This window comes from Sphingobacterium bovistauri, assembly GCF_020295405.1.
GTDB lineage: Bacteria > Bacteroidota > Bacteroidia > Sphingobacteriales > Sphingobacteriaceae > Sphingobacterium > Sphingobacterium bovistauri.
Genome location: NZ_JADEYP010000038.1, coordinates 25,887 through 38,250 on the forward strand (window position 1 = coordinate 25,887; position 12,364 = coordinate 38,250).

Below are 12,364 nucleotides of genomic sequence, written 5' to 3' on the forward strand. Positions count from 1 at the left end.
TAAGTTAAAACTATCCAATTATTTTCCATTTTTATGAGATATTGCTGTATCCTTATACTTATTAAGTTTTTACTGGTAATACCGTTTTCTACGTATGCGCAGCAATATATACCTTTTGCGCAGCACGCCTTTAATGGAGCGCATATCAATCCAGCTTATGTAGGTTATAAAGAAATGTGGTATGCCCAAATGGGGATCAGATCGCAATGGTCAAAATTTCGCGGTGCGCCAACATCTGGTTATGCTTCGATAGATGGTATTATTGATCCTATTTGGAAACGACATGCTGCAGGTTTGCAGATAGCTTATGACAAAATAGGGGTGCAATCTGCTACATCATTGTTTGGAAGTTATGCATTGCGCTTACAAATAGATGAGGACGACACACAGCGATTAAGTTTGGGTATAGCTGGAGGAGTTACGCAATATAGTCTTGATGGCAATGATTTGGTATATATTGACGAAAATGATCCTTATATCCCTAGGGGGATGATTACGACATGGCGGCCAGATATACGATTAGGTGCATTTTATTATCATCCCAATTGGTATCTGGGCTTGTCTGTTCATGATTTATTTTCTAAATCGGATAGCAGAGAAGATTTTGTGTATAACCAAAATTCTTTAGAAGGACTTTATCGAAATACGCATGCGTATATTATGTTAGGCGGAGCAATTCCTATGTCTGAGGGGTTCATCTTTAGACCAAGTTTGTTAGTCAAAGATGATTTAATCGGGCCTACAGCGGTGGATGTCAATGCAATGGGGATTTTTGATGAAAAATTTTGGGTAGGATTAGCGTTTCGTTCTCGTTCTAAGATCTTTGATAGAGAGTATGATGACTTACCATTGTCCAAGTTTACTGCTTATAAATCTATTGGTTTGTTAGCACAATTATATACAAGTTCAAAATTACGTATAGGTTATTCATTCGAACACAGTTTGAATAAAATTGCGGGAATGAATAATGGTACACATGAAATATCAATAGGTGTATCATTAGGAAAATCAATGAATAGATTCCCTTCGGCAAAGTATTTTTAAAGGACTATAAAACTTATTATCTCGACTTTTCTTTATAGGTTTGTATATGCAAAAAGGCAAACTTTTTTTGATCCCGGTGCCACTTTCTGAAGGCGCAGAGCGTATATCTTATACATTGGTGCATCAAGATATTATTAATAAGATCGATGAATATGTGGTGGAGAATGAGAAGACTGCGCGTAAATTCCTAAAAGCCGCTGGTTTATCCATACCTCAAAGTCAATTGATAATTCACGATTATGGTAAGCATACACGTGAGAAAATGGATTATAATCAGGTTTTTGCAAATGTAATGAAGGGAAAGGACTTGGGATTGATGTCTGAAGCAGGCTGTCCTGCTGTGGCTGATCCTGGTTCGGATATTGTAGCGGAAGCGCATCGAAGGGGTATTCAAGTGGTGCCAATGGTAGGGCCTAGTTCTATTTTATTAGCATTAATGGGTTCAGGTTTTAACGGTCAGAAATTCTCTTTTCAGGGCTATTTGCCTATTGATAAGGGCGAACGTTCGAAAAAAATAAAAGATTTAGAAAATCAGAGCACTCGTGATAAAGTAACTCAAATTTTTATAGAAACGCCTTTTCGTAACAATCAGATGCTTAGCGAACTTTTGCGTATAGCTAAGCCGTCAACCAAGTTGTGTATTGCTGCAAATTTGACTTCACCAGATGAAATGGTATTAACAAAGCGCATATCTGAGTGGCAAAATACGACAATTGATTTGCATAAGATACCCGCTATTTTTTTATTGTTTGCGTAAGTATTCGTACTTTTAAAAGATGAGATATTGCTATTTTTGTGATTAAGGACTGTGTTATTATGCTTTTTGAATAGCTAATTTGGCAGCACTTATGCCATTGATCAAAAGTTGCTCATTACTAATGTTTTTACATTAGGAGACAAGTAAGGGAGGTAAAGAAATGTGACTTATTTTGCCTGTGAAGGCAAAGGAAAGTAACACTAAAATAGTAGAATTGGATGCCTCTCTTAATACACAAATTAATAACTTAAACAAGTTAGAATCTATATTATTAGAAGATAAGTAATGAATGAATTATTGAATGATCCGGAGTTTCAAAAGCTAATACCGTATTTACCTTGGCTGGTTGCAATTGTTGTTATACAGATTATTATATGGTTGTTATTAGGGTATACTATTCGCAAGGTACTACTTCTTATAAAAAAGGAAAATCGGTTGTTACCGCCTAATCAGGCTTTTTTGTTGGCAGTCCCTCTATTAAATATTTTCTGGAATTTTATTGTAGTCAGAAATCTTAGAGACTCATTAAATAATGAATTTTATGATCGTAAAGTAGCGATAGACGAAAATCCAACACAGAATGAGGGCAACATATTTGCATGGAGCTTTTTAGTTGGAAACCTTCCACTTCCATTAATCGGTTATATTGCATCATTTACATATATAGTTGGCATTGTTTTGTATTGGAGAAAGATCATATCATATAAAAGGCTGCTAGAAAGCTCATCTACTGATGATGGTGCTAATGTTCAATCATCAATGGATAAGGAGGAAATTGAATAGTATGAAAATAAAAGAAATCACTTCGTATTTAGAGACTATTGCACCTCTTGCATATCAAGAGTCTTATGATAATTCTGGATTGATCGTAGGGCATCCAAATGATGAGGTCTCTAAGGCATTAATCTCCCTTGATTGTACAGAAGAAATCGTCGATGAGGCTATAGCCAAAGGTTGTGATATCATTATATCTCACCACCCGATTGTTTTCAAAGGGTTAAAGAAGTTTAATAGCAAAAATTATGTAGAGCGCACAGTCATTAAGGCGATTAAAAACAATATTGCATTATACGCTATCCATACGAACTTGGATAATGTGCTAGGTGGTGTAAGTTCTAAAATTGCGGATAAATTAGAATTGGTTAACCATGCGATTTTAAGTCCAAAATCAGAGCTACTGAAAAAGCTTGTTGTGTATGTTCCACGTGCGAATGTTGAGGACGTTCGTCAAGCGTTGTTTGATGCAGGAGCAGGAAGTATAGGTAGTTATGATCAATGCAGCTATAATACCTCAGGATATGGCACTTTTAGGCCCTTAGAAGGAGCGAATCCGGCTATTGGTGAAATGGGGACTCAAGAACGTGTTGAAGAAACAAAGATTGAAGTTATTTTTCCATCTCAACTTGAACGACAAATTGTGGTTAGTATGTTGGCTGCTCATCCATATGAAGAGGTCGCTTATCACGCAATTACCATTGATAACAAATTGCAATATGTGGGCTCGGGGGCTATCGGCAATTTGGAAGTTCCGATTGAGGCTTCAGCATTTATGGCATATCTGAAGGAAAAACTAAATTTAAATGTAATTCGGCATACTAAGTTTTCTGACAAAAAAATAAACAGAGTGGCTGTCTGTGGAGGCTCTGGTGGTTTCTTATTAAATGAAGCTAAGCGCTCAGGAGCTGATATTTTCATTACTGCAGATTACAAATATCATGAGTTTTTTGATGCAGAGGATGATATCATAATCGCTGATATTGGACACTATGAATCAGAACAATTTACACAAGAATTATTATTAGAAATAATTCGGAAAAAATTTGTTAACTTTGCTGTCCTATTGACGGAAATAGACACAAATCCCATAAAATACTACATTTAATGGAACAAACGGTAGAACAAAAATTAAAGGCATTGTGGTCGTTGCAATCGATCCACACCAAAATAGATAAGATTCGCCAAGTACGTGGTGAGCTTCCTATCGAAGTAGCTGACTTAGAGGATGAAATCGCTGGGTTGGAAACTCGACTTGAAAAAATCAGAGTTGACTTAGATGATTTAGAGGATTCAATTGTAAAACGTAAAAACATGATCAAAGATGCGCAAGCAGCGATCAAGAAATACGAAGGTCAATTGAATGAAGTAAAAAACAATCGTGAGTATGACGCTATTTCAAAAGAAATTGAAATTCAAGGCTTAGAAATTCAAGTATGTGAGAAACGTATTAAAGAGGCTGAGTTTGAAATCAAAAACAAATCTGAAGGATACGAGAAAGCTCAAGGTAACTTAGATTACGCTAAAGGTGAGTTAGAAATCAAGCAAAAAGAGTTAGAAACTATTGCTTCAGAAACACAAAAAGAAGAGGAAGTTTTATTAGAAAGAGCGGAAGTTGCTTCTCAGAAAAATGAAGAGCGTCTTTTGAAAGTTTATAATAAACTTCGTGGCTCATACCGCAATGGATTAGCTGTTGTTTTTATCGAGCGTGATAGTTGTTCTGGTTGTCACAATAAGATACCACCTCAATTGCAATCAGAGATTCGTCAACGTAAAAAATTGATTATCTGTGAGCACTGTGGTCGTGTTTTGGTAGACGAAGAACTTGCTTCTGAAGATTAATATTTATTTGATATAAGTAAAAAGGGTAGATCTATTGATTCTACCCTTTTTTGCGTTTTGCAACATCTTAGATATAGTATTTTCCCTTGTGTTATTAATATTTATATTTGATTTAAAATACAACCATATATTGACAGCATATGTTAAATAAATTATCAATGGCTTTAGGTGCAGCACTTTGCATTGCTAGTCCATTATTCTCTCAAGCTCAAGAGGAGACTCTATTATTACGTAGTCCGAGTATTAGTGATACACACCTTACCTTTGTTTATGGAGGAGATGTGTGGGTTGCTGAAAAGAATGGCAGTCACCCCAAAAGATTAACTACTAATCCAGGTGTAGAGATAAACCCTATCTTCTCACCAGATGGCAAACAAATTGCTTTTAGTGGAAATTACGATGGTAATAATGATGTATATACAATTCCAGTATATGGTGGAGAGCCCAAAAGAGTTACATATCATCCTTCTGCTGATGTTGTTAGAGGCTGGTTGAATAATAATGAATTGTATTTCACTACGACTAGAGAATTTCAGTATGCATTGAGCTCAAGATTGTATAAGACGAGTACAAATAGTCAAGTAGATGTACCATTGATGATGCCTGAAGCTTATCAAGGCTCCCCTTCGCCAGATGGAAGGTATTGGGCATACATTAAAAATTCGGATCCTACAGAACGAGATCGTGTTGCATTTAAACGTTATCGTGGTGGTGGTATGGCGTCAATTTGGCTTTTTGATACCGAAACTAAAAATGTAGAGGCTATTCCTGGAGAAAGATGCAATGATGTTAAACCAATTTGGTTAGGCAGTAAAGTGTATTTCTTATCGGATCGTGATAAGACAGTCAACATATTTAGTTATGATACGAAGACCAAAAAAGTAGATAAACTTACGAATTATAAAGATTATGATGTTCGTACACTTCAGGGAAGAGGCTCTGAATTAGTTTATGAGCAAGCAGGTAGAATTCATATACTAGATGCAAACAATAAAAAAATAAGCACATTAAAGATTGCTATTGCTGCTGACCCGCTGTACAAACGTACGCGTTATGAGCAAATTCGTAATGATATTCGTGAGGTTAATATTTCTCCAACAGGACAACGCGTGCTGTTTCAGTCAAGAGGTGAAATTATATCTGTACCGAAAGAAAATGGTGAGGCACGTAATATCTCTAGCGCAGTAGGTAGTCATGAGAAATATCCAGCTTGGTCTCCAAATGGAAAATGGATCTCTTATTTATCGGATGCAAATGGTAAATACCAGTTGGTGGTTCGTGATCAGAAAGCGCAAGAAGAGCCAACATATATTGATTTGGGGAAGGAATTGTTCTATTTGCAACCAGTATGGTCTCCTGATAGCAAAAAACTGTTTTATTCAGATGTTCATTTAAATTTATATTATGTAGATGTGACTACCAAGAAGGTTGTTATGGTAGATTCTGATAAATTGGCTTCAACAACTGGACGTACACGTAATTCTTTTTCTCCAAGTTGGTCATTTGATTCGGATTGGATATCATACGTTAAAACGTTAAATAATGGCGTAACTGCTATATTCATGTATAACTTGACGACCAAAGTATCTCAACATATTACAGATGGAATGTCTTATGTTAGCCAACCTACATTTAGTAGAGATGGTAAGTATTTGTTCTTTACGGCAAGTACGGATGTTGGACTTTCAAACTCAGGGTTACACATGTCTGCTTACGACCGTAATCCTTCGTTTAATGTTTACGCATTTATTCTTTCAAAAAAAACACCTACAATTTTCAAGACCGAAAGTGATGAAGAAACGGTAAAAGAAGAGAAGAAAGAGGAACCTAAGAAAGAGGATAAGAAGGATGATAAAAAGTCTACAGATAAAAAGGAATCAGCAGCTTCAAAACCTGAGGAAAAAAAGCTTATTGTAGATTTTGAGAACATCGACAGACGTATAATTTCGTTACCATTGCAGGCTGGATATTATTCTTTGAATGGTCAAGTCGAAAACATGTTAATGTACAGCCGTGGTGGAGTGATAGGTGCTTTTGACTTACAGAAAGCGGAAGATAAAGTTTTAGTTGAGAATGCTAGAGGATTTGTGGTTAGCGCAGATGGAAAGAAGATGCTCTATCAATCAGGACGTGATTATTTTATTGCTAATGCTGGTCAAAAGCCAGCTCCCAATTCTGGTAAAGTCAATATAGAAAATATTCAAATCGAAGTAAATCCAGTTGCAGAGTGGAAACAAGTTTTCAATGAGGTATGGGTTATGCAAAAGGAGTTTTTCTATGCAGAAAATATGCATGGAGCGGATTGGGATGCTGTGAAAAAGAAGTATGAAAAATTTGTTCCGTATGTTAATCACCGTTCTGATTTAGGTTATTTACTGAATGAAATGATGGGTGAACTTGTCGTAGGTCACGCGTACATTTATCCAGGAGATCAACCGTCGAGTCCTTCTGTAAGTACAGGTACTTTAGGAGCAGATTTAGAATATGTAAATGGCGTTTATAAAATCAACAAAATATTTTCTACACTGGAATGGAATCCAACCTTCAAAGCGCCTTTGGCGGTACCTGGATTAAACATTGAAGAGGGTGAGTATATCGTTGCGGTAAATGGTGTTAAATTAACAGAAGATGTAAATCTTTACAAGTTGTTAGAAAATAAGGTAGACAAACAAGTTGTGTTAAATATTAACAGCAAGCCTTCATTAAATGGAGGACGTGAGGTGATCGTAAAACCAATTACATTCTCACAAGAGATTGAGTTACGCCAAACAGATCTAATCGAATCAAATCGTAAAAAAGTTGATGAACTGAGTAATGGTCAGATTGCGTATGTATATATGCCAAATACGGGAAGAGAGGGGTATACAAACTTCAATCGTTATTATTTCTCTCAGATGGATAAGAAAGCCTTATTACTTGATGAACGCAACAATGGTGGTGGTTCGGTAGCGGATTATGTTATTGATCTATTATCTCGTGAGTTAATCGCAGGATGGGGAATTCGTGATGGTCGCTCGTTTACAACCCCAGGAAATGGTATTTATGGTCCTAAAGCGATGATCATTAATGAGAATGCAGGATCAGGAGGGGATATGATGCCTTATATGTTTCGTTTTAAGGGACTTGGTAAATTAGTAGGTCGTACTACAATGGGAATCCTTGTAGGTATTTCTGGCTATCCACCATTATTAGATGGAGGAAGTATCACTGCTCCTAATTTTGGAGTATTCAATTTAAAGGGTAATTATATCATTGAAAACGAAGGTGTAGCTCCTGATGTTTTTGTAGAGCAAATGCCTAAAGATTTATTGGAAGGCCGAGATCCTCAATTGGAAAGAACAGTTCAATTATTATTGGAGGAAATGAAGACATATCCTTACAAAGTACTTAAAAAACCTGCGGATCCAATCCGTGTAAATTAATTAGATAGAAGAAGGGACTGAAAAGTCCCTTTTTCATTCGTAAATAATATATAACTTTATCCAATGAACGATTTTTTGGAAAAACAGCGGTCCCCTTGGCAATCATTATTGCTGTTGATTTGTTATACCTTTGCATTTAGTATAGGGCTTCAGTTGTTAGCCTTGATGATTGGGGAGTTGACGAATTCTAATACACAGCAGTTTCTCTCATCTGCCGATGATAATACAATTCTAGGAGGTTCACGCTTTTTCATGTACGCATTATTGGCGATAGGAACTTTTGGAACATTTTATTTACCTTCTGTTGTATTACAAAAGAGGGAGCCATATAATGATTATTTTCTAACTAAAACGGTTCCGTATAATTTCTATATTCTCGCAATAGCATTTTTAATAGCATTTGCTCCTTTGATGGCTTTAATTGGCGAATGGAATGCTAATATGACTTTCCCTGAAAGTCTGAAGGGGATTGAAAATTGGATGCGAATACAAGAAGACGCTTCGAATGATTTGATCAAAAAAATCGTAATGGTTGACCATATGACTTTGCTATTCATGAATTTGATTGTTTTAGCCGTATTTCCTGCTGTAGCAGAGGAATATTACTTCAGAGGATCATTGATGAATATTTTCCAGCGTATTTTTAATAATATGCATGTGACGATTTGGGTTACTGCTATAATATTTAGTGCTATTCATGTGCAGTTTTTTGGATTTGTACCTCGGGTTTTATTAGGTGCATTCTTCGGCTATATGTTGTATTGGACAAATAATATTTGGGTTCCTATATTAGGACATTTTGTAAATAATGCGTCGGTGACAATACTTGCCTATTATTATACAACACAGGGAAAGACATTTGAAGATTTGCAATCTTATGATAGCTATTCAATATTTGTGTATCTTGGTAGTTTCATTTTGACAGCCCTAATTGCAGTCATATTTTATAAAAAGTCGAAATCAATCAATAATAATGGAGAAGGACTGGATTAAAGTCAGAACATATACAAAGCCGTTAGAGGCTGAAATTGTTAAACAAATGTTGGAGGAGAATGATATTGCTGTGGTTTTACTTAATAAACAGGACTCTTCTTATCTTTTTGGAAAAATTGAGCTGTATGTAAACGAAAAGGATGAGGCGATTACAAATGTATTGATTGATAGTTCAACATTTACGGAGGAAGAGGATGCTAACTAGAGCGATTACGGGGCTTTTTTTTATTATTGTATTAATAGGTGCTTTACTACTGGGGGAGGTCGTATTTACTATATTTTTTAGTTTAGTAGGTATCGGCGCTTTATATGAATTCTATGGAATTGCCAAGTCTGAGGACAACAAGCCTAATGTAATTTTGGGAATGCTAACAGCCATCGTGTTAGCTGTTCTTGTTAGTTTGCATTTTGTCGGTGTAATACCATTTAAATATGTTTGGGTATTTATACCTTTCTTTTCATTTATATTTATTGCCAGTTTATATCAAAAAAGTAAACTTCCATTTAATGATATAGCATACACTATCTTAGGAATTATTTACGCATGTATTCCTTTTTTATTTTTCGTAGCATTAGGATTTATTTCAGGGTCATTCAATCATTATATTCCATTAGGTTTTCTGATCATTCTCTGGGCTAATGATACTGGAGCTTATCTTTCGGGAAGAAGCTTTGGTAAACACAAGTTGTTTGAGCGTATCTCTCCAAATAAAACATGGGAAGGTTTTGTCGGTGGCGTACTATTTGCGATGTTGATTGCATTAAATCTAGAGCAGTATTTTGGATCACTACAAAAATGGGAGTGGGTGACGATGGCGGCCATCATTGGTGTCTTCGGCACATTGGGTGATTTAGTAGAATCTATGTTGAAGCGCAGCCTTGGTGTTAAAGATTCTGGCAACATCCTTCCAGGGCATGGTGGTTTGTTGGATCGTTTCGACGGTCTCTTAATAGCTGCTCCCTTAGTTTTTTTATTTTTATTAATGTTACAATAGAATGAATATAGCAGCTTCGACATTCAAATTTTTGAAATCTCTTGAAGAAAATAACAATAGAGAATGGTTTAATGCACATAAAGATGAGTATGAATTAGCAAGAGCTAATGTAGAGGCCTTTATTCAAGAGTTAATTAATAAATTATCTACTTTCGATCCGCATATTGAATCATCTATAAAAGCGAAGAAATGTATGTTTCGTATTTATAGAGATGTTAGGTTTTCAAAAGACAAATCACCTTATAAAACTTGGTTTGCGGCCGGGATATCACTAGATGGGCGAAAATTAGATGGTCCAGAATATTATATGCATGTCGGTCCAGGAAATTCATTTATCGCCGTGGGGTACTGGAGGCCAAAAAAAGAACACCTAGATAATATTCGTCAGGAAATAGATTATAACTTGGAGGCTTTTGAAGATGTGCTAAATTCGGGGAATTGGACATCGGAAGATCTATCTCAAGACGATAAACTAGTTCGTCCCCCGACTGGCTATACAGAAGAAAATGATGCTATCGAATTTTTGAAATTAAAGAGCTTTATTATTTTCAAGCCTTTGGAAGATAAAGAAGTTCTTAAGCCATTTGCACTGGAGGATATGGTACAAGTGTTTCAACGTAGTTTGAATTTTAAGAACTTCTTGCATGATGCAATTGCCGAATAGGCATCTAAATAAAGCTTACGTTAATTCGGTAAACAAATCTTTCCCATACATACTGCAGGGGAGTCTTTTATGCTGTTGACGTTGTCGGGTGAACCGGCGACTGTTTCATTGGCTAGTATAGCGAATAAGCAAGCCTCCTTAGCGTCAGGATTCACACCTATTTCATCTATTGAAGTCACAAGCATATTTGGAAGCCCTTTTTGGATGTTTTGCATAAGTAAAGGATTGTGTAATCCACCACCACTTACATAGATGCCAACATTTTCTAGATTAGAGCTTACTTTTAGTATACCAGCAACTATTGCTTCAGCTGAAAAGGCATTTAATGTAGCCATGACGTCTTCTTTAGATAAATTAAGGCTATTGCTTGCTCTTTGTTTATCTTCTAAATAGGCTAAATTAAAGAGCTCTGGACCGGTTGTTTTTGGAAAGTTGTGACTTAAGAATTCTTCTTCTAAAAGCGCTATTAATAACCCTTGATGAACATTGCCCTTTTGGGCTACTAAAGCATCTATGTCCATCTCCACATCAAAATATTTTTTCATGTATTGATTCATGATAGTGTTGCCAGGTCCCAAGTCTGTTGCAAAAGATTTTAATTCTGTACTACTGTTTGGTAGAAAAGTAAAGTTTGAAATGCCGCCGATATTTAATAAAATACGATGCTGCGTGCGGTCTGTGAAGAGTAGATAATCGCCATATGCAGCCAAAGGAGCCCCTTCACCACCCGCAGCTATATGTTTTTGTCTAAAATCAGAAATGGTGATAATCCCTGTGTTTACAGCAATATGATCGCCATCGCCAATCTGTAGGGTGCTGTTTGGTAATGTATAGTCTTTCGTGAGAATCTGTGGTGCGTGATAGACCGTCTGCCCATGACTAGCAATCAAATCAATGTCATTTGCTGTGATCTCCCATTTTCTCAATGCAGTGTTAATAAGATTAGCATGTATAATGCCTACATAAGCATTTATACCACTAAGGTCTTGCTGACTGATGTCTTTTTTTGCAAATATCCTACGTATGTAGATGCGAAATTCATCATCATAATCTAACGTGTCAAATTTAAGAAGCTCTAATTTTGTTTCTATACCACTGTTCGATATTTTGCATAAAGCGATATCTAACCCATCTAAGGATGTTCCTGACATTAGGCCTAATATCAATCGATTGTTCTTTTTTCCGATTTCGTAGAGTTTCGCTATTTGACTATTCATACGCTAAAATTAAGATATTCCTTTTTGCTATTGTCAAATGATAATGATATTTTTGAAAAAAAACGATTATAAAATGAATTTTCCAGCAGAATTAAAATACACAAAGGATCATGAATGGATTCGTGTGGAAGGCGATGAGGCCGTAATTGGTATTACTGACTTTGCACAACGTGAGTTGGGTGACATTGTATTTGTGGATATCAACACTGTTGGTGAAGAAGTAGCTGCTAATGAAGTTTTCGGAACAATCGAAGCGGTAAAAACTGTTTCAGATTTATTTATGCCAACAACTTCGACCGTATTGGAAATTAACGAGGCTATCGACGCATCACCTGAATTAGTAAACTCTGATCCATATGGTGAAGGTTGGATTATCCGTGTTAAATTGGCTAATGTAGCTGATCTTGATGGATTATTGTCAGCTGACGAATACAAATCAGAAGTTAACGCTTAGTCTTCTAATAGACTATATAATAAAAAAGGAGCAATCATGCACTGCCCCCAAAAAGTTAGACACTTTCTGGGGGCATTTTTTATGGATAGAAAAGTAAAACACACATTATCATTTAAGAAGACTTGTATTGATTTGTACACTAAATCGTCAGAATCAATATTAGGTATTAGCAAGGAATATAAGGTTTCCGAAAGTTTATTGA

The 12,364-nt window shown here is 36.0% G+C and carries 12 protein-coding genes; 11 read left to right on the plus strand and 1 reads right to left on the minus strand.

Annotated features, from left to right (window positions below):
• The first annotated feature begins 33 nt into the window (after positions 1 to 33).
• The 10 genes from IPZ78_RS15750 to IPZ78_RS15795 all read left to right on the plus strand — a co-directional run bounded on the left by IPZ78_RS15750 (position 34) and on the right by IPZ78_RS15795 (position 10,491).
• The gene (locus IPZ78_RS15750) at positions 34 to 1,044 is read left to right on the plus strand and encodes a PorP/SprF family type IX secretion system membrane protein (RefSeq protein ID WP_225554947.1); all 1,011 of its coding nucleotides are present in this window, start codon (positions 34 to 36) and stop codon (positions 1,042 to 1,044) included.
• Between the two features lie 46 nt (positions 1,045 to 1,090).
• Complete coding sequence (locus IPZ78_RS15755; RefSeq protein ID WP_225554948.1) at positions 1,091 to 1,801, plus strand: SAM-dependent methyltransferase; 711 nt, start codon at positions 1,091 to 1,093, stop codon at positions 1,799 to 1,801.
• A 285-nt stretch (positions 1,802 to 2,086) separates the two neighbouring features.
• Positions 2,087 to 2,584: a hypothetical protein gene (locus tag IPZ78_RS15760; RefSeq protein WP_225554949.1), complete on the plus strand. Its 498-nt coding sequence runs from the start codon at positions 2,087 to 2,089 to the stop codon at positions 2,582 to 2,584.
• 1 nt (position 2,585) lies between these two features.
• Positions 2,586 to 3,683: a Nif3-like dinuclear metal center hexameric protein gene (locus tag IPZ78_RS15765; RefSeq protein ID WP_225554950.1), complete on the plus strand. Its 1,098-nt coding sequence runs from the start codon at positions 2,586 to 2,588 to the stop codon at positions 3,681 to 3,683.
• A complete protein-coding gene (locus tag IPZ78_RS15770) occupies positions 3,683 to 4,417 on the plus strand; it encodes a zinc ribbon domain-containing protein (RefSeq protein ID WP_225554951.1) in 735 nt (244 codons plus the stop codon). Before IPZ78_RS15765 ends, IPZ78_RS15770 begins: the two co-directional genes overlap by 1 nt.
• A 140-nt stretch (positions 4,418 to 4,557) precedes the next feature.
• Positions 4,558 to 7,839, plus strand: a complete 3,282-nt coding sequence (locus tag IPZ78_RS15775) for a S41 family peptidase (RefSeq protein ID WP_225554952.1) — start codon at positions 4,558 to 4,560, stop codon at positions 7,837 to 7,839.
• Positions 7,840 to 7,902: 63 nt separating this feature from the next.
• Positions 7,903 to 8,832 carry a CPBP family intramembrane glutamic endopeptidase gene (locus tag IPZ78_RS15780; RefSeq protein WP_225554953.1) on the plus strand — a complete coding sequence of 310 codons (930 nt, stop codon included), beginning with the start codon at positions 7,903 to 7,905 and terminating at the stop codon, positions 8,830 to 8,832.
• Complete coding sequence (locus tag IPZ78_RS15785; protein ID WP_225554954.1) at positions 8,813 to 9,037, plus strand: putative signal transducing protein; 225 nt, start codon at positions 8,813 to 8,815, stop codon at positions 9,035 to 9,037. Before IPZ78_RS15780 ends, IPZ78_RS15785 begins: the two co-directional genes overlap by 20 nt.
• Positions 9,027 to 9,827: a phosphatidate cytidylyltransferase gene (locus IPZ78_RS15790; RefSeq protein WP_225554955.1), complete on the plus strand. Its 801-nt coding sequence runs from the start codon at positions 9,027 to 9,029 to the stop codon at positions 9,825 to 9,827. Before IPZ78_RS15785 ends, IPZ78_RS15790 begins: the two co-directional genes overlap by 11 nt.
• A gap of 1 nt (position 9,828) precedes the next feature.
• A complete protein-coding gene (locus tag IPZ78_RS15795; RefSeq protein ID WP_225554956.1) occupies positions 9,829 to 10,491 on the plus strand; it encodes a DUF2461 domain-containing protein in 663 nt (220 codons plus the stop codon).
• Positions 10,492 to 10,511: 20 nt separating this feature from the next.
• Here IPZ78_RS15795 and IPZ78_RS15800 read toward each other — a convergent pair whose 3' ends face one another.
• A complete protein-coding gene (locus IPZ78_RS15800; RefSeq protein ID WP_225554957.1) occupies positions 10,512 to 11,708 on the minus strand; it encodes an anhydro-N-acetylmuramic acid kinase in 1,197 nt (398 codons plus the stop codon).
• 73 nt (positions 11,709 to 11,781) lie between these two features.
• On the opposite strand from IPZ78_RS15800, the gene gcvH reads away from it, so the two are divergent.
• Positions 11,782 to 12,162, plus strand: coding sequence for a glycine cleavage system protein GcvH (gcvH, locus tag IPZ78_RS15805; RefSeq protein ID WP_225554958.1), 381 nt, complete (start codon positions 11,782 to 11,784; stop codon positions 12,160 to 12,162).
• Positions 12,163 to 12,364 lie beyond the last annotated feature (202 nt).